This window comes from Desulfovibrio sp. TomC, assembly GCF_000801335.2.
Taxonomy (GTDB): Bacteria; Desulfobacterota; Desulfovibrionia; order Desulfovibrionales; family Desulfovibrionaceae; genus Solidesulfovibrio.
The window spans coordinates 1-19386 of the sequence record NZ_JSEH01000021.1; the positions used below are offsets into that span (position 1 = coordinate 1).

Here is a 19386-nt window from a genome sequence, read left to right on the forward strand (position 1 = left end):
CAGTTTCGATTGCGCTCGTTGTGTACTGAGGGCGACGAGGAAACGACTATGCGGCAAAATTGCAACAAGGCAAACCGGCATTTGTGATTTTTTAAACAAAACCGGTTTCTCAGCATTTTCACGTGCCAAGCCTTGTCACTTGTGGCAATAAAAGTCAGGTAATCCCTGTTCGGTCCCGAATCCGGCAAGAGAGAAATCCCTGTCTGATATTTCGGACAACTCACCCTTGTCTGAAAATTCAGACCGCCCCGTCTTCCGGGAAGCGCTTTACGAAGCCATAGATTTCAGGCTATTAGCTGTGAAAGGGCATCCTAAAAACCGGATGCCCAATTCCTGCCTGAACCCGGAGCGGTTTCCTTGCCTCGCCAACTCAGCGGATTTATTCGTATTAACCTTTGCTGGCACAAGGCTTGCCAATGAGAGCGTGTCGACCCGGCCTTTCCCCTTCGGTCGAACGACAACTTTTAAGGAGATTGCAGCATGGCCAAGAAGATGAAAAGCATGGACGGCAACACCGCCACCACGCATATCGCCTACGCATTAAGCGATACGGCGGCCATTTATCCCATTACCCCCTCGTCCACCATGGGCGAAATCGCTGACGAGTGGGCAGCCAAGGGCCTTAAAAACATCTTCGGCCAGACTGTGACCATCCGTGAAATGCAGTCCGAGGCCGGAGCAGCCGGCGCGGTCCACGGCTCCCTGGCCGCCGGCGCGCTGACCACCACGTTCACCGCCTCCCAGGGCCTGTTGCTCATGATCCCCAACATGTTCAAGATCGCCGGCGAACTGCTGCCGGCCGTCTTTCATGTGACGGCCCGGGCCATTGCCACCCATGCCCTGTCGATCTTCGGCGACCATTCCGACGTCATGAGCGCCCGCTCCACCGGCTTTGCCTTCCTGGCTTCGGCCTCGGTGCAGGAGTGCATGGACCTGGCCCTGGTCACCCATCTGGCCGCCATCGAATCGAGTGTGCCGTTCCTGCATTTCTTCGACGGGTTCCGCACCTCGCACGAAATCCAGAAGATTGAAGTCATCGATTACGAAGACATCAAAGCCTTGGTCCCCCACGAGAAGATCGCCGCCTTCCGCGCCCGCTCCATGAACCCCGAGCACCCCGATCTGCGCGGCACCGCCCAGAACCCGGACATCTTCTTCCAGGGCCGCGAGCGCTCCAATCCCTACTATCAGGTCCTGCCCGGCATCGTGTCGGCCATGATGGACAAGGTGGCCGCCGTGACCGGCCGCCCCTACAAGCTTTTTGACTACGTGGGCGCGCCCGACGCCGAACGCGTCATCATCTCCATGGGCTCCTCGTGTGAAACCATCGAGGAAGTGGTCAACTACCTCGTCGCCAAGGGCGAGAAGGTCGGTCTGGTCAAGGTCCGCCTGTTTAGGCCCTTTGCCCCGGACTATCTCTTCAAGGTCCTGCCGGCCTCGGCCAAGGTGGTCACGGTCCTTGACCGCTGCAAGGAGCCGGGAAGCCTCGGCGATCCGCTCTACGAAGACATCTGCTCGGCCTACGTCGAACGCGGCGGCCCGATTCCCAAGCTCATGACCGGCCGGTACGGCCTGGGATCCAAGGAATTTCGCCCCGGCATGGTCCAGGCCATCTTCGACAACATGGCCGCTGCCGCGCCCAAGCGTCACTTCGTGGTCGGCATCCTCGACGACGTTTCCGGCCAGTCCCTGCCCTCGGCCGGCGTGCTGCCCACGGTTCCCGAAGGCACTGTGCAGTGCAAGTTCTGGGGCTTTGGCTCCGACGGAACCGTCGGCGCCAACAAGTCCGCCATCAAAATTATCGGCGACAACACCGATCTCTATGCCCAGGGCTACTTTGCCTACGACTCCAAAAAGTCCGGCGGCATCACCGTCTCCCACCTGCGTTTCGGCAAGAAGCCCATCCAGTCCACCTACCTGGTTGACGCGGCCGACTACATTGCCTGTCACAAGCCGAGCTATGTCAATACCTACGAGATCCTGGAAGGCATCAAGGACGGCGGCACCTTCGTCCTGAACTCCTCCTGGAACACGGCCGAAGAGCTGGAGAAAAACCTGCCCGGCCATATGCTGCGCACCATCGCCGACAAGAAGATCAAGGTCTACAACATTGATGCCGTGGCCATCGGGGCCAAGGTCGGCCTTGGCGCACGCATCAACATGATCATGCAGACGGCGTTTTTCAAGCTGGCCGGCGTGCTGCCCATCGAGGAAGCCATCAGCCTGCTGAAGGACTCCATCAAAAAGACCTACGGCAACAAGGGCGAGAAAATCGTCAAGATGAACATCGACGCCGTGGACATGGCCATGGAAGGCCTGGTTGAAATCACCGTGCCGGCTGCCTGGGCCAGCGCGGCCGATGCCCCGGCCGCGGCCGTCAACGAGCCGGAGTACTTCAACAAGGTCATCCGCCCCATCCTGGCCCAGAAGGGGGACGAGGTGCCGGTCTCGGCCTTTGCCGAAAACGGCTCCTTCCCGACGGCTACCGCCCAGTACGAGAAGCGCGGCGTGGCCATAAACATCCCCCACTGGCTCAAAGAGAACTGCATCCAGTGCAACCAGTGCTCGTTTGTGTGCCCCCACGCCACCATCCGCCCCTTCCTGGCCGACGAGGCCGAGATGGCCAAGGCTCCGGCCTCTTTTGACACCCTGCCGGCCACTGGCAAGGAACTCAAAGGCATGGCCTACCGGATGCAGGTCTTCCCCATGGACTGCATGGGCTGCGGCTCTTGCGCCGACGTCTGTCCGGCCAAGCAGAAGGCCCTGGTCATGAAGCCTCTAGAGACCGAGGCGGCCGATCAGATCGCCAACCACGCCTTTGCCATGACCGTGGCCAACAAAGGCAAGCTGGTCAAACGCGAAAACCTCAAGGGCAGCCAGTTCTACCAGCCGCTGCTTGAGTTCTCGGGCGCGTGCGCCGGTTGCGGCGAAACCCCCTACGTCAAGCTCATCACCCAGCTCTTTGGCGAACGCATGATGGTGGCCAACGCCACGGGTTGCTCCTCCATTTGGGGCGGCTCGGCTCCCACGGCCCCCTATGCCTTAAACGCCGACGGCCACGGCCCGGCCTGGAACAACTCCCTGTTCGAGGACGCCGCCGAGTTCGGCTTCGGCTACTCCATGGCGCTGACCCAGCGTCGGGCCAAGCTGGCCGACAAGGTGACCGCCGCCCTGGCCGGCGACGTTGCCGACGACGTGCGTGCCGCCCTGGCCGGTTGGTTGCAAAACAAGGACGATGCCGCTGGTTCGCGCCTCTACGGCGATCAGCTAAAGTCCCTGCTTGCCGCGTCCGATCCGGTTCAGGCCGGCATCCTGGCCGACGCCGATCTCTACACCAAGAAATCCGTCTGGGTCTTCGGCGGCGACGGCTGGGCTTATGACATCGGCTACGGCGGCCTCGACCACGTCATCGCCTCGGGCGAAGACATCAATATCCTGGTCATGGACACCGAGGTGTACTCCAACACCGGCGGTCAGGCCTCCAAGGCCACGCCGCTCGGGGCCATCGCCAAGTTTGCCTCGGCCGGCAAGGTCACGGGTAAAAAGGATCTGGCCCGCATGGCCATGACATACGGCTACGTCTACGTGGCCTCGGTGGCCATGGGCGCGGACAAGAACCAGACGCTCAAGGCCTTCCTGGAAGCCGAAGCCCACAAGGGACCCTCCATCGTCATCGCCTACGCCCCCTGCATCAACCAGGGCATCCGCAAAGGCATGGGCAAATCCATGGAAGAGGCCAAACTGGCGGTCGAGACCGGCTACTGGCCGCTGTTCCGCTTCAACCCCGATGCCAAGGCCGAAGGCAAGAACCCGTTGACCATCGACTCCAAGGCCCCGGCCGGCGACTTCCAGGCCTTCCTGTCCGGCGAGGTCCGCTACGCCGCTCTGGAAAAGCTTGCCCCCGAGCATTCCAAGAAATACCGCGCCACCATGGAAGAGGCCTACAAGGAACGCTACCAGCAGTTGCAGTACCTGGCCGCCATGCCGGTCTTTGGCGAAGCGGCCCCGGCCGCTGACGCCAAGGGCGAAGAAGATCCGGCCTTTTGCGCCGCACCGGCCACTGCCGAACACGCCCGTCCCGATAACGGCGACCCCTGTGACGAAGGCCGTTCGGGCAAATAACGCACCAAGCGAGAACAAACGATGAGTAACCACCTGTCCCAGAAGTTCGAGGAAATCGTCGGCAAAGGCAATGTCCTGGCCAGCGAGGTGGACCGCCACAGCTATTCGTACGATGCGGCGGTCCTTCCCCCCAAACTCCCGGCCCTGGCTGTGCGACCGGAGACGCCCGAGGCTCTGGGACGGGTGGTGAAAACCTGCAATGAGCTCGGGTTGCCGCTGACCGTGCGCGGCTCGGGCACGAATTTAAGCGGCGGCACCATCCCCTCCGTGGGAGGCGTGGTGGCCCTGACCGGCGCCCTCAACAAGATCATCGAGATCAACGAAGCCGACATGTACGCCGTGGTCCAGACCGGCGTGGTGACGGCCAAGTTCGCCACCGAGGTGGCCAAGCGGGGTCTGTTCTACCCGCCTGACCCCGGCAGCCAGGCCGTGTCCACCCTTGGCGGCAACGTGGCGGAAAACGCCGGCGGCCTTCGCGGCCTCAAATACGGCGTGACCAAAGACTATGTTATGGGCATGAGCTTTTATGACGTGGACGGCGAACTGGTCAAAACCGGTTCGCGCACCGTCAAATGCGTCACCGGCATGAACCTGCACGGCCTCATGGTCGGCTCCGAAGGCACCTTGGGCGTTTTTAACGAGATCATTTTGAAGCTCGTGCCGCCGCCCAAGGCCAGCAAGGCCATGATGGCCATCTTCGACGATCTGGGCAAAGCCTCCGAGACCGTCGCCGCCATCATCGCTGCCAAGATTGTGCCGGCTACGCTTGAATACATGGACGACTTCACCATCCGCACCGTCGAGGACTTCGCCCACGCCGGGCTCCCCACCGACGCCAAGGCGCTTTTGCTCATCGAAGTGGACGGCCACCCGGCCCAGGTCGAGGACGAGGCGGCCGAGGTCGAGGCCATCTGCAAACGCATCGGCGCGACCCGTATTCAAGTGGCCAAGGACGCGGCCGAGCGCAACAAGGTCTGGGAAGCCCGCCGGGCAGCCCTGTCGGCCCTGGCCCGGGTGCGCCCGACCACGGTGCTTGAAGACGCTACTGTGCCGCGCTCCAAGATCCCGGCCATGATCGGGGCCCTTGAAGCCATTGCGGCCAAGTACAAACTGACCATCGGCACCTTCGGCCATGCCGGCGACGGCAATCTGCACCCCACCATCCTCACCGACAAGCGCGACCATGTCGAATACGCCCGGGTGGAAGCGGCCATTGACGAAATCTTCGACGTGGCCCTGTCCCTTGGCGGCACGCTTTCCGGCGAGCACGGCATCGGCACGGCCAAGTCCAAGTACATGGTCAAGGAAGTGGGCCTGGGGTCCATCCAGTACGCCAAGCGCTTAAAGGCCGCCCTCGATCCCAAGGGTATCCTCAATCCCGGCAAGATCACGGGGGAATGACATGAGCGAGATGCGTCAGCTCGTCGGCCTCTTGAAGCAGATCGACGACCAGCTCGTGGCCTGCATGCGCTGCGGCATGTGCCAGGCCGTGTGTCCCATCTACACCGAGACCGGGCTTGAAGGGCATGTGGCCCGGGGCAAGATCGCCCTGCTCGAATGTCTGGCCGATGAAGTCATCAAAGACCCGGCCGGCGTCAAGGATCGCCTGGACGCCTGCCTCCTTTGCGGCTCATGCCAGGCCAACTGTCCCAGCGGCGTCAAGGCGCTGGACATTTTCCTCAAGGCCCGGGCTTTCCTCACCGGCTACTACGGCCTGCCGCCGGTCAAGCGGGCCATCTTCCGGGGGCTTCTTAAAAATCCCCGGTTCTTCGACTCGGTGCTCGGCATTGCCTCAAAGTTCCAGGGGCTTTTCACCAAGCCGGTCAACGACATGCTCGGCTCGTCCTGCGCCCGGGTCTTTTCCGACCTGATCGGCGGGCGGCATTTCGCTCCCCTGGCCGGCACGGCTTTGCACGAAGCAGCGGCCGAACGCGACGCCCCGCGCAGGTTTTCCGGCCTCAAGGCGGCGTTTTTCTACGGCTGCGTGGTAGACAAGATGTTCCCGCGCATCGGCGAGGCTGTCTTAAAAGTCTGCGACCACCACGGCGTGGGCGTCTTCATGCCTCATGCCCAGGCCTGCTGCGGCATTCCGGCCCTGTCTTCCGGCGACCGGGAGACCTTCGAGGCCCTAGTGGCCCACAATATGACGCTCTTTGGCGACGCCGACTTCGACGTGCTGGTGACGCCCTGCGCCACCTGCACCTCCACCATCAAGAAGCTTTGGCCGCTGATGGCCGAAGGCCTGCCCGAAACCACCAAGTTCAAGATTCGGGAAATGGCCGCCAAGGTCAAAGACATAAGCGCCTTCCTGATCCAGGATGTGGGCGTGGTTCCGGCTGACCTTCCGGTTGCCGGGGAGCCGGTCGCCGTCACCTACCATGACCCCTGCCACCTGAAAAAATCCCTGGGGATTTCCGCCGAACCCAGGGCGCTTATTGCCGCCAACCCGCGTTACAAACTGGTTGAAATGGATGGCGCGGATTCCTGCTGTGGCTCCGGCGGGAGCTTCACCCTGCAGCATTACGACCTGTCCAAGCGCATCGGCAAACATAAGCGGGACAACATCGTGGCCACCGGCGCAACAGTCGCAGCCACCAGTTGTCCGGCCTGCATGCTCCAGATAGGCGACATGCTGTCCCAGGCCGGCGATATGTTGGCGATCAAGCATCCAGTAGAGATTTACGCGGAGACCCTGGCCGGTCGCTGATCCGGCCCACAATCAACTGGCGAGCGAGGTAGCCGAATGAGTTTGAAAGACAACATTCACGCACTGTTTGCGCCTAAAACCGTAGCCGTTATCGGGGCTTCCGCAGCCCCGGGCAAAGTCGGCTATACGGTCGTGGCCAACATGCAGGAGGCCGGGTACCCGGGTACGCTCATTCCTGTAAACCCCAAGGCGGACGAGATCCTCGGCCTGCCGGTGACGAAGAACATCAAGGACCTGCCGGAAGGCCTTGACCTGGCCGTCATCGTCGTGCCCGTGGCCGCCGTGCTGCCGGCCATGGACGCCCTGATCGAACGCAAGGTCCGGGCCGTCATCATTATCACGGCGGGTTTCAAGGAAGTGGGCAAGGAAGGCTATGCCCTGGAGCAACGCTTGATCGAGCTTTGCACCGAGCATGAAATCGCCATGGTCGGTCCCAACTGTCTGGGGCTTATCAGCACCCAGGACCATAACAACGCCTCCTTTGCCGCCGGTTATCCGGCTGAAGGCTCCATCGCCTTTTTCTCCCAGTCCGGGGCGCTTTGCACGGCCATCCTCGACTGGGCCTTGGGCGAAAACATTGGTTTCTCCAAGTTCGTTTCGCTTGGCAACAAAGCTGTCATCAACGAAGCCAACATGCTTGAGTATCTGCGCACCGACCCCAATACGTCGGTTATCCTCGGCTACATTGAAAACGTCGAGCACGGCGCGGACTTCATCGAACAGGCCGCCAAGGTGACCCGGGAAAAGCCGGTCATCATGATCAAGTCCGGCACCACCACGGCCGGGGCCAAGGCCGCCTCCTCCCACACCGGGGCCATTGCCGGTTCGGATCAGGCCTACACCGCCGCCTTCCGCAAGACCGGCGTCATCCGGGCCAACGACATGGCCACCCTATTCGATCTGGCCCAGGCCTTTTCCACCCAGCCCCTGCCCGAAGGCCCGGGCCTGTGCATCGTGACCAACTCCGGCGGTCCCGGCATCCTGGCCGCCGACGCCACGGAAAAGTCCAGCCTCAACATGGCCCGGCTGTCCAACAGCACCATCGACCGCATGAAGGAATTCCTGCCGCCCTATGCGTCGCTGTATAACCCCGTCGATCTCATCGGCGACGCCCCGGCCGAACGCTATCGCAAAACCCTGGAAGTGGTGGTCGAGGACCCGCAGGTCCATTCCATTCTGGTGCTTTTGACCCCCACGGCCTCAGCCGAGATCATGGAAACGGCCCAGGCCATCATCGACGTGGCCAAGACCACCAAAAAGCCCATCTTCGTGAACTACATGGGCGGCATGCGCACCCGTCCCGGCCAGAAGCTGCTTACCGATTCCGGCATTCCCTGCTCCATCTACCCGGAGCCGCTCATTGCCAGCATCGAGACCATGTACAACTACTTCCTGTGGCGGCAGACCCCGGCCCAGGAATTCCCGACCATCAAACGCAACCGCCAAAAGGCCCGCCTCGTCATCAATGAGGCCCGGTCCAAAGGCGCTACCGAAGTGGTGGAATTCCAGGCCCAGGAAGTGCTCCGGGCCTACAACCTGCCCACACCCAATACCGCCCTGGCCCGGTCGTCCGACGAGGCCGTGGCCGCTGCCGAGAAGATTGGCTATCCTGTGGTCTTGAAGATCGCCTCGCCGCAAATCTCGCACAAATCCGATGTGGGCGGCGTCAAAGTGAACCTGGCCGATGCCGAAGCCGTCAAAAACGCCTTCTTCGACATCACGGCCCGGGCCCAGCGGATGCGCCCCGAGGCCTATATCGCCGGCTGTCTGGTCCAGGAGATGGCTCCCAAGGGCTGCAAGGAAATCATCATCGGCTTCAAGCGCGATGATCAGTTCGGGCCGCTTCTGATGTTCGGCCTGGGCGGCATCTACGTGGAAGTGCTCAAGGACATTGCCTTCCGGCTGGCTCCTCTTGGCCGCGACGACGCCAAGGGCATCATCCGCGAAATCAAGTCCTACATGTTGCTCAAGGGTGTGCGCGGCGAGCAGCCGGTCAACTTCCAGGCCATTGAGGACATCCTGCTCACCATGTCCGAACTGGCCTTGGATTTCCCGGAAATCCTCGAGGCCGAGTTCAACCCGGTGTTGGTCAATGCCGAGAAGGCCGTCGTGGCCGACGTGCGCATCACCCTTTCCGCCTAAAACGAACCCAGGAGGAACAATCCTATGATCGGTCTCTACATTGGGTCCACCCAGGGATATTCAGGAAAAAACCTCGTTACCCTGGCCCTGGGACAGCATTTCCAGCGCGAAGGGCAGCGTATCGGCTACATGAAGCCCATCGGCGCCGTGCCCCACAAGATCGGCAACCAGATTGGCGACGAGGACGCTTACTTCATGCAGCAGGCCCTGGGTCTGTCCGAAGACCCGTCCCTGGTGACGCCCGTGGTCATTACCCGCGATTTCCGGATGCGGGCCTTCCTTGAAGATTGCGCCAACCTGCTGCCGGGGATCGTCGACAGCTATAAAAAACTCTCGGCTGACAAGGATATGATGCTGGTCGGGGGCTCGGGCAGCTTCCTCTACTCCGGCAAATACTGCGGGGTGGACGGCGTGTCCGTGAGCCAGGCCATGGGCGCCAAGGTCGTCCTGGTCGACCGGTATCTCCAGGAATACAACTATGACTATCTGGCCGCCGCCAAGGAAGCCCTGGGCGACGATCTGGTCGGCGTCATCTTAAACGACGTGCCCGAGCACTTCCGCGAGGAAGCCGAAACGCTCATCACCCCGTTCCTCAAACGCCGGGGCGTGGATGTCCTTGGCATCGTCCCCCACGATCCCATCATGTTCGCCGTGCGCGCCTCTGATCTGGCTGCCGGCCTCGGCGGCCGCCTCGTGACCGGAGCCCCCAAAAACGACAAGCTGGTGGTCAATTTCCTGATTGGCACCATGCAGATCGAAAACTTCGTGACCTTCTTCAAGCGCCAGAAAGACGTGGCCATCCTGTGCGGCGGCGACCGGTCCGATCTGCAGCTCGTGGCCCTGGAAGGCAACTGCTCGGCCTTGATCCTGACCGGCAATCTCTATCCCAACGACATGATCCTGGCCAAAGCCGAAGACAAGGGCGTGCCCGTCATCGTGGTGCGCGACGACACCTTCTCCGTGGCCAAAAAAATGGAACTCATGCTGACCCGGGAGAAGTTGCGCGACCGCTCCCGCATCGAGCACGGCACCAAGATCGTGCAGCAGGCGGTCAACATGCCCCTGCTTAAAAAGAACCTCGGCCTGTAGCCGACACGGCCTTCCCGGAGCGCGCTCACGGTCCCGCTCCGGGAGGCCCTGTCCGATAAAGCGGTTTGGCTCGCACCTCGATCCCTCGCGGCGACGGGAACAGGAGCGGCTGGTCTAATTTCCAACCAAAAGGAGCGTGAGACAATGTCGTGGGTCCAACAGTACCAACCGCTGGGGAGCGTGGCCATGTCCGCCTTGGTCGCGGGCATCCCTCTGTACATCCTGTTCTTCATGCTGGCCGTCAAACGCATGGCCGGTCACAAAGCCGCCTTCGCGGCCACGGCCGTGGCTGTGCTGTTGTCGATCTTCGCCTGGGGCATGCCGGCCAACCTTGCCATCGGCGCTACCCTCTACGGCGCAGCCTTTGGCATCTTCCCCATTGTCTGGATCGTCATCACCGCCATCTGGGTCTACAACATGACGGTCGAGTCCGGCGAATTCAACATCATCAAAAACTCCCTGGCCCAGATCACCGACGACCGTCGGCTCCAGGCCATTTTCATCGCTTTCGCCTTCGGCTCCTTCATTGAAGGGACGGCCGGCTTCGGCACGCCCGTGGCCATCACCGCCGCCATGCTGGTGGGCCTTGGCTTCAACCCGCTCTACGCCGCCGGCATCTGCCTGATCGCCAACACCGCGCCGGTTGCCTTTGGCGCCATCGGCATCCCCATCGTGGTCGCGGCCAAGGTCACCGACCTCGACATGATGAAAATCAGCGCCATCTGCGGCCGTCAGCTGCCCTTTCTGTCCATCATCGTGCCCCTTTGGATCTCGGTCACCATGTGCGGTTTCAAGCGCACCATGGAAATCCTGCCGGCCGTCATCATCGCCGGCGTGTGCTTTGCCGGTTCCCAGTTCCTGGTTTCCAACTTCGTCGGCCCCTACCTGCCCGACATCATCTCGGCCATCGTCACCATCATCGGCCTTGGCCTGTTCCTCAAGGTCTGGAAGCCCAAGCAGACCTGGCACTTCCCGGATGAACCGCCGGCGGCCAGCCGCGTCGTGGCCTCGGAATTCTCCGGCGGCGAGATCTTCCGCGCTTGGCTTCCCTACATCATCCTGGCCGTCATGGTCTTTTTCTGGGGCATTGATTCCTTCAAGGCCATCCTGGACAAGATCTTCTTCATGAAGTTCGAGTGGCCGGGCCTGCATAATCTGGTCATGAAGGCCGCCCCCATCGTGGCCAAGGATACCCCGTATCCGGCCGTTTTCAATCTCAACCTGCTGTCCACCCCGGGTACGGCCATCCTGTTTGCCGGCTTGATCTCCATCCTCTTCATGCCTGGGTATGGCTTCGGCAAGGGCTTTGTCTGCCTGATTCGCACCATCAAGCAGCTGCGCTGGCCCATCGCCACCATCGCCATGATCCTGGGCCTGGCCTACATCATGAACTACTCGGGCATGAGCTCGTCCATGGGTCTGGCCTTTGCCGCCTCCGGCGCGCTGTTCCCGTTCTTCTCGCCGATCCTCGGCTGGCTGGGCGTGTTCCTGACCGGTTCCGACACCTCGTCCAACGCCCTGTTTGGTTCGCTGCAAAAGACCACCGCCCAGCAGATCGGCGTCGATCCGCACCTGACCGTGGCCGCCAACTCCTCGGGCGGCGTTACCGGCAAGATGATCTCGCCCCAGTCCATCTCCGTGGCCACTGCGGCCTCGAACATGGTCGGCAAGGAAGGCGATATCTTCCGCTTCACCCTGCCCCACTCCCTGGCCATGCTGGGCTTCGTCGCCGTGCTGACGCTGCTCCAGGCCTATGCCCTGAAGTGGATGCTGCCCTAACCAGTAACCGCGCATAGACCCGTACGGCCGGCTGCGCATCCTGCGTTGCCGGCCGTGCTTTTTACGCCATCCGACGAAAGAGAGGTTCCCATGACGACCCCCAATCTGGTCGAACTGCTGACGCAAAAGGCCTCCCTGGTCTCGGCCGTGGTGCGGCCCGTCGCGTCCATGGACGAAGCCATGGCCTATGTGACCGATGTGTGCGTGGGCAAGGAGGCCTGCCAGATCCTGGCTTCGGGCTGCGACGCCCCCCTGTCCGACACGGCCGAAGCTCTGTGCGAGACCAAACAGGAAAAGATCATTTGTGCACCGCAAATGCCGGCCGAGGCCATGGAGACGCTCAGCGGCCTGTGTGCCGAGAAGGGCATCCGCCTTATCACCTCGGGAATGCGCTCGCGCCTGGGCGGCATCGACATCGGCCTGACCATGGCCGTAGCCGGCATTGCCGACACCGGTACGGTCGTTGTGCGCTCGATGAGCGAGGAAGTGCGTCTGGCCAGCATGGTGGCTGAAATCCACATCGCCGTACTGCCGGCCTCGTCCATTGTGGCCGATTCCTACGCCCTGGAACCAACACTCGTCGAATGGATGGCCCAGCCCGATTACACGGCCTTTGTCACCGGCCCCAGCCGCACCGCCGACATCGAGCGGGTATTGGCCCTTGGCGTGCATGGCCCGCTGGAACTGCACATCCTCATCCTGGAGGACAAGTAGATGCAAGACGCCACCACCCTCAAAGAGTATCGTCGCCAACTGCGCGAAGCTCTGGACAATGATTTTCAGCGTCAGGCGCTCGACAAATTTGCCGTGGCCTACCGCACCTCCCGGGCCAACGCCTTTGCCGGCATCGACGCCCCGGAACTGATCGCCGAAATCGCCGCCGCCAAGGACGTGGCCATCGATCACCTGGAAGAGCTTTTCCAGGAGTTCAAACGCCACGCCGAAGCCGCCGGCACCACGGTCCATCTGGCCGCCACCGCCCATGAGGCCAATGAGATCATCGCCCGGATCGCCAAGGAAAATAACGTCAAGACCATCGTCAAGTCCAAGTCCATGACCGCCGAGGAGACGCACTTAAACGATCACCTCGAAGCCGAGGGCCTGGAAGTCACGGAAACCGACCTTGGCGAGTGGATCATTCAGCTGCGCCACGAAGGCCCGACCCACATGGTCATGCCGGCCATCCACCTGTCCCGCTATCAGGTGGCCGACCTCTTTACCGAGGTCACCAACAAAAAGCAGGACGTGGACATCCAAAAGCTGGTCAAGGTGGCAAGACGTGAATTGCGTCCCAAATTCTGCCAGGCCGACATGGGCATCTCCGGCGCCAACTTCGCCATCGCCGCCACCGGCACCATTGGGCTCATTACCAACGAAGGCAACGGCCGGCTGACCACCACCCTGCCCCGGGTCCATGTGGCCCTGGCCGGCATCGACAAGCTCATGCCTTCGCTCCACGACGCCCTGCGCATCATCCGCTGCCTGCCCAAAAACGCCACCGGCCAGGCCATCACCTCGTATGTCACCTGGATAACCGGAGCCGTGCCCTGCGAGGTCGGCCCGGAAGGCAAGAAGGTCAAGCATGTGGTCTTTTTGGACAACGGCCGCATGGCCATGGCCAAGGATCCGGAATTCAAGCAGGTGCTGCGCTGCATCCGCTGCGGAGCCTGCGCCAACGTCTGTCCCGTTTACCGGCTGGTCGGCGGGCACAAGTACGGCCACATCTACATCGGGGCCATCGGGCTGGTGGCCACCTACTTCTTCCACGGTCGGGAGGCGGCCAAGAATCTGGTGCAGAACTGCCTCAACTGCGGGGCCTGCAAGGCCGTGTGCGCTGCCGGCATCGATTTGCCGACGCTGATCAAGGAAGTCCATGCCCGCATCCAGGACGAGGAAGGCCATCCGCTCTATTCCTCGGTGGCCGGACAGGTGCTCAAGAACCGTTCGCTCTTCCACACCATGCTCAAATCCGCCCGCCTGCTGCAAAAGCCGGTGACCGGCGGCACCCCGTATCTCCGCCATCTGCCGATGTTCCTGTTTAAGGATCAGGATTTCCGGGCGCTCCCGGCCGTGGCCGACGAGGCTTTCCGGGACCGGTGGGAAAAGATCAAGCCGCATGTGACCAACGCCAAGCTCAAGGTGGCGCTTTTCTCCGGCTGCGTGCAGGACTTCGTCTATCCCGAGCAGATGGAGGCCGCGGTGGCGGTCATCGCCACCAAAGAGGGCGTGGCCATGGAGTATCCCATGGGCCAGTCCTGCTGCGGCCTGCCGCTTATGATGATGGGCGAGAAAAAGGCCGGTCGGGAACTGGCCGCCCACAACATGAACGCCATCGACGCCCAGGATTTCGACTACATCGTGACCCTGTGCGCCTCGTGCGCCTCCTACCTCAAACACGGCTACAAGCGGCTTTTTGCCGATGATCCGGCCATGGCCTACAAGGCCGCCCAGTTTGCCCACCGGGTCATCGACTTCAGTTCGTTTGTGCGCGACGTGCTTGGCATCACCGACGAGGCCTTTGCCGGTCCGGACAAGAAAGTCACCTACCATGCCCCCTGCCACCTGTGCCGGGGCCTGGGCGTGACCGAAGCCCCCAGGGCGCTTTTGGGTGTGGCCGGACTGGAATATGTGCCGGCCGAGGAAGAAGACGTGTGTTGCGGCTTTGGCGGCACCTTCTCGGTCAAGTTCCCGGAACTGTCCAAGGAGCTGCTCACCAAGAAGATCAACAACCTCAAGGCCACCGGCGCAACCGCCATGGCCACCGATTGCCCGGGCTGCATCATGCAGATCCGCGGCGGCTTCGAACGCGACAAGACCCCCTTTGAGGTGCGCCACGTGGCCGAGTATCTGGCCGAGCGGCTCAAGCGCAAATAGGCCCAGGCCTCCCCCCTGCATCGCCCAAGGCCGCGACCTGTGTCGCGGCCTTTTTTGTAGGGCGCATCCAAAACACTCGCACCGTCGCGCCCGGCGTGAGGGGGCAACATCCAAGGCTGATGTACCAGGAGCGTCTCCTGATTAATGCGCGTCTGACTAAAAGCGAGAACGTAAAACGCCCGGGGACATGCGTCTCCCGGGCGTTTCTGAGGTCGAAATAATAAGCCAGAATCAAGCGTCGGGAAAGGGACGGCCGGCCGGCCAGTGCGGCGACACAAACGTGCCGGACTTGCCGCCGGCCTTGTAGAGCAGCCGGATCTCGCTGATGACGATGTCTTTTTGCACGGCCTTGCACATGTCGTAGATGGTCAGCGCCGCAACCGACGCGGCCGCCAGGGCTTCCATCTCCACCCCCGTCTCGGCCGTGGTCGAGGCCTCGGCTTCCACCCGGACGATGGCCGAGGCCTGATCCACGTCGAACCGCACATCGGCAAAGGCCAGAGGCAGCGGATGGCACAACGGGATCAGATCGGAGGTACGCTTGGCCGCCATGATGCCGGCAATTTTGGCCGTGGCCAGGGCATCGCCCTTGGGCAGGGCGGCGGTGGCCAACAGCTTCATGGTTTGGGCGGAAAGACGCACCTCACACCCGGCAATGGCCAGGCGGCGCGTCTTGGACTTGCCGCCCACATCCACCATGCGGGTGCGGCCTTCGGCGTCAATGTGGGTAAACCCTTCGCTCATGACAGCCTACTTGAAATCCGGAACTTTGACCTTGCGGTCGATACGCCGGGCGGCAGTGGCGTCTTCCCGGGCCTTGGCCTCGTCGCCGAGCTTCATATACAGCATGGCCCGGTTGCCGAGAGCCTCGGCCAGCTTGGCGTCGGTCTCGATGGCCTTGGTATAGTCGGCCAGGGCAAGTTGCAGATCTTCTTTGGCCTCATGGCACATGCCGCGCAGGTTATAGGCGCTGGCCAGGTTCTTGGCATCCACGGCCGGGTTGGCAATGATGCGGCCGAAAGCCGCAATGGCCGTATTCATGTCGCCCTTGGAGGCGGCGGCCATGCCTTGCACATAGTCGTCGGTCGGATTGGCCTGGGCCATGGCCGGAAAAGCCAGAAGAAGGATCAGGAGCAGCAGCGTTGTACGGATGCGACCATCCATGTCAGTTCCCCATGGCCTCTTTGGCCTTGCGAAAGAAATTTTTCACTTTTTTCATGGGCTTTTGCGCATCAAGCGATTCGAACTCGCGCAAAAGTTCTTCCTGTTTCTTGGTCAGCCCGCGCGGGGTCGCCACCGTGACATGGATGAGCAGATCACCCCGACGGCTGGATCCCGGGATGGGCAACCCCAGGCCCCGCAGGGAGAAGACTTCCCCACTCTGGGTACCCTTGGGGATTTCCATGGACTCCTCGCCCTCCAGGGTCGGCACCTCGATTTTATGGCCAAGCGCGGCCTGCACAAAGGTGATGTCCTGACGGTAGATGAGGTCCTGGCCCTGACGTTCGAAAACCTTGTCTTCCTCCACATGGAGGATGACGTAGAGGTCGCCCGGAGGACCGCCGTGCAGTCCCGGGTCACCCTCGCCACGCAGGCGCAAACGGCTGCCGTCGTCCACGCCGGCCGGCACGCGGACCTTGAGTTCCCGGGTCTGGCGGGTGATGCCCCGACCGCGACACTCCTTGCAGGGCGAGGCTATTACGCGGCCTTCGCCACGGCACACCGGGCAGGTGACCGCGATGCGGAAAAAGCCCTGGCTCTGGATAACCTGGCCGGCCCCGCCGCACTGCTGGCAGGTCTCGGCCGAGGTGCCGGGCTCGGCTCCGGAACCGTTACAGACGTGGCACTGGACATTCTTGGGTATTTTTAGCGTGACCTCGGTGCCCTTGGCCGCATCGCGGAAGGGGGCGGTCAGATCGTAGCGCAGATCGTTTCCGGCCTGGGGGCGGGGGCCGCGCGAGGAGCGCCCGCTGAAGCCGAAAAACTCCCCGAAAATATCGGAGAAGGCACTGAAGACGTCGTCGGTGCTGCCAAAGCCGCCAAAACCATTGCCGCCCATGCCTTCATGGCCGAAACGGTCATAGCGGGCCCTGTTTTCAGGGTTGCGCAACACCTCGTAGGCCTCGGCCGCTTCCTTGAACTTGGACTCGGCCTCGGGATCGTCCTGGTTGCGGTCGGGGTGGAACTTGAAGGCCTGCTGGCGGTAGGCCTTCTTGATCGTTTCATCGTCGGCGTCGCGTTCAACGCCGAGAATTTCGTAATAATCCCGGGGCATTGTTTCTTCTAGTTGTTTTCAGGAAGCACGACGCCCGCTTCCACAATGGACTCGGCCGGCAACACTTCGCCGGCAGCAATCTCCCGCAGGGCGGTGACGACTTCCTTGTTTTTGCACTCAACCAAAGGCTCATAGCCTTCACGGTACTGGTGCACCCGCTTGATGGCCATCTGCACGATGAGGAAGCGGTTGTTGATTTTTTCCAGGCAATCTTCAACGGTGATACGCGCCATGCGATTCTCCTTGCACGTTGGATGCGGTAGGACGAGTTCCCGGTGCGCGTGTGCGCTACCCTGGTAAGACGTTATTTCGCCGCGTCAAGGGGCTTTCCCCTGATCGGCCGGATTGGCCCAGCTGGTCGGACGATTGAATTCCAACGCGAAACCGACGTCTCTATCCCGTTTGACGCGAATCGTCAAGAGACCAAACCGCTGTCCTAATAGGCCAGCTTGCCCAGGGACTTTAAAATGAGCGTGGCCCCCATGGCGAACATGCCCATGAGTCCCATGCCGCAGGAAAAACCGGCCAGGAGCACCGGCGCATATTGCCGCCAGCGCTTCCCGTAATGCTTGAGAAAATAATAGCGGCCCAAAAGCGCCCCGGCCACTTCGAGAATCAGCCCATGGGGCACGCTCTGGCCCAGGCCGCGCACGATGCCGTAGACCAGGAGCACCGGCAGACCGAAAAGCATGAGCAGCATATAAATGATCAGGCCAAGGCCCAGGCCGGCGGTGACGAACCAGCCGTTTAAGGCCTGAAAAAAGAGCGAATTGCCTTCCAGGGTGGAGGTCTGCATGAGCAGGGAATTGAGCGCCTGCAAATGCCACAATTCCTGGGCATACGGGTAGCTGGCCGAGGGGATGGGGGCAAGCTGCCAGATGAACTGGGAAAAAAGGAGGCTGGCCACCATGACCACCGGAAAAACCACGATCTCAGCCTTGATGATGCCGCGCAGGCTGGTGCCGGTCAGTTCGATTTCCCGAAAATCCACGGTCGCCTTGCCATAGTTGTGGATGGGAATGGGGGCGTACCAGATTTCGATGCCCTGGTAGCCGAAAAAGCGCGCCCCGGCGATGAAACTGGCCTCGCGCACCAGCGGCAAACTGACAAACTGGCCGGCGATGCCTTCCATCCGGGCAGTGATATAGGAAATCACCGGGGTGTAGATGAAGCCGTAGAGCACGAAAAAGAGCCAGGGAAACTGCGGCACCAGAAACAGGCACATGCCGATATAAGCCAGGGTGGAAAAGACGTAGATGGCGATGGATACCCAGAAATTGATGTCGCCCCGGGCCTTGTTGGTGTCAAAGAGCGCCTTGTAGGCGGCGCCGCCCACCCCGCCCTTTCGCAGCGACCGGGCCACCTGCCACACGCCAATAACGCCGATCGCCAGGCCAAGACCGATGCCAAAGGACATGTAGAAGTCGAAGTTGTTGGCAAAAACCGTATCCACCGTGCCCATGCCCTGCCGCCAGCGGTGCAGGATGCCATGGGAAAAAAGGATGGGGTTGGCCACAATGGTGATGACCAGCCCGACCAGCCCGCCGATGACGGCCCAAAACGGCAGCACCATGCCGGTAAAAACCAGCCCCAGGTCGAACTGGATGCCAGTGGCCACGGCCGGCAGCCAGGCCTCGGTATTGCGGGTGAAATCAGCCCAGGGAATGGGGATCAGACGCACGGGTTCGGTGAAAATGAGCCCGGACACCACCGGGAAAAGGACATAGATGGCTCCGAAGGCCAGCCCGATCATGCCGCCGATGGAAAAGACCCGCCATTTCCAGCCGGTTTTGCGATCCTCGGTGGATTCGGCCAGGGCCATGGTGCCAAGGGCCCCGACCGGGGCCATGGGGAACGGCAGTTTTTCCACATCGGAGGTGATGCGATAGAGGGCATAACCCAGGCCGAAATGGTCGATGCGCTGGATAATCTGGGAGCCGACCAGGAGCAGGATGGGGACCAGCCAGTCACGGTGGAGAAAGGTGCGAGCCAGAAGCGAATCGGATTCCGGCCCCGGGGCCACCCACAGCGGAATGAGGTCGGTCAGTCCCAGCATCTTGGCCGCATCGGACTGGACCAGATACTGGTTCCACAGGAGTCCATGAAACGGCGAAGCCATGGCCGCGCCGGCCATATAATAGAGCAGGAAGATCTCCTGCTGCTTGAGTTCCGTATAGGCCCGCTTGGCGATCTCGGCAAAGAGGATAATGGTCACCCAGCGCGCCGCCGGGCCGATGCCGGTGCCGATGACCAGCTGGAGATACATGCTGCCCGGCATCATGAGAAAGCCGATGAAGACCGCGCCAACAATGGTCTTCCAGTCGAAGCCCTCTTCGAAATGGGTCGGCGTGGGGAGCAGATCCCGGTATTCGGCTAACTCTTTGTCGTCGTACATCGG

At 61.8% G+C, this 19386-nt stretch carries 13 protein-coding genes; 8 read left to right on the forward strand and 5 right to left on the reverse strand.

From position 1 onward, the window contains the following. Window positions 1-480: 480 nt before the first annotated feature. The 8 genes from nifJ to ldhH all read left to right on the forward strand — a co-directional run bounded on the left by nifJ (window position 481) and on the right by ldhH (window position 14713). Window positions 481-4122 carry a pyruvate:ferredoxin (flavodoxin) oxidoreductase gene (gene nifJ / locus NY78_RS17305; RefSeq protein WP_043638709.1) on the forward strand — a complete coding sequence of 1214 codons (3642 nt, stop codon included), beginning with the start codon at window positions 481-483 and terminating at the stop codon, window positions 4120-4122. 21 nt (window positions 4123-4143) lie between these two features. Continuing rightward, on the forward strand, window positions 4144-5523 hold the full coding sequence (locus NY78_RS17310) for an FAD-binding oxidoreductase (protein WP_043638711.1): 1380 nt from the start codon (window positions 4144-4146) through the stop codon (window positions 5521-5523). A gap of 1 nt (window position 5524) precedes the next feature. Beyond that, window positions 5525-6829 carry a (Fe-S)-binding protein gene (locus NY78_RS17315; RefSeq protein WP_043638715.1) on the forward strand — a complete coding sequence of 435 codons (1305 nt, stop codon included), beginning with the start codon at window positions 5525-5527 and terminating at the stop codon, window positions 6827-6829. 36 nt (window positions 6830-6865) lie between these two features. Then, a complete protein-coding gene (locus NY78_RS17320) occupies window positions 6866-8971 on the forward strand; it encodes an acetate--CoA ligase family protein (protein WP_043638718.1) in 2106 nt (701 codons plus the stop codon). 24 nt (window positions 8972-8995) lie between these two features. Next, on the forward strand, window positions 8996-10060 hold the full coding sequence (locus NY78_RS17325; RefSeq protein WP_043638722.1) for a phosphotransacetylase family protein: 1065 nt from the start codon (window positions 8996-8998) through the stop codon (window positions 10058-10060). Window positions 10061-10204: 144 nt separating this feature from the next. Then, window positions 10205-11839: an L-lactate permease gene (locus tag NY78_RS17330; RefSeq protein WP_043638725.1), complete on the forward strand. Its 1635-nt coding sequence runs from the start codon at window positions 10205-10207 to the stop codon at window positions 11837-11839. Window positions 11840-11929: 90 nt separating this feature from the next. After that, window positions 11930-12553 (forward strand): LutC/YkgG family protein, encoded by a 624-nt coding sequence (locus NY78_RS17335; protein WP_043638729.1) that lies wholly within the window; start codon window positions 11930-11932, stop codon window positions 12551-12553. Next, complete coding sequence (gene ldhH, locus NY78_RS17340; RefSeq protein WP_043638732.1) at window positions 12554-14713, forward strand: L-lactate dehydrogenase (quinone) large subunit LdhH; 2160 nt, start codon at window positions 12554-12556, stop codon at window positions 14711-14713. Window positions 14714-14944: 231 nt separating this feature from the next. On the opposite strand, the gene moaC is transcribed toward ldhH, so the two are convergent. The 5 genes from moaC to NY78_RS17365 all read right to left on the reverse strand — a co-directional run bounded on the left by moaC (window position 14945) and on the right by NY78_RS17365 (window position 19383). After that, window positions 14945-15457, reverse strand: a complete 513-nt coding sequence (moaC, locus tag NY78_RS17345) for a cyclic pyranopterin monophosphate synthase MoaC (protein WP_043638735.1) — start codon at window positions 15455-15457, stop codon at window positions 14945-14947. Between the two features lie 6 nt (window positions 15458-15463). Beyond that, entirely contained in the window at window positions 15464-15877 is a 414-nt protein-coding gene (locus NY78_RS17350) for a tetratricopeptide repeat protein (RefSeq protein ID WP_043638738.1), read from the reverse strand. Window position 15878: 1 nt separating this feature from the next. Beyond that, on the reverse strand, window positions 15879-16988 hold the full coding sequence (gene dnaJ, locus NY78_RS17355) for a molecular chaperone DnaJ (protein ID WP_043638741.1): 1110 nt from the start codon (window positions 16986-16988) through the stop codon (window positions 15879-15881). Between the two features lie 8 nt (window positions 16989-16996). Beyond that, the gene (gene rpoZ, locus NY78_RS17360; RefSeq protein WP_043638743.1) at window positions 16997-17221 is read right to left on the reverse strand and encodes a DNA-directed RNA polymerase subunit omega; all 225 of its coding nucleotides are present in this window, start codon (window positions 17219-17221) and stop codon (window positions 16997-16999) included. A gap of 203 nt (window positions 17222-17424) precedes the next feature. Continuing rightward, window positions 17425-19383 (reverse strand): peptide transporter, encoded by a 1959-nt coding sequence (locus NY78_RS17365; protein ID WP_043638745.1) that lies wholly within the window; start codon window positions 19381-19383, stop codon window positions 17425-17427. Window positions 19384-19386: the final 3 nt, after the last annotated feature.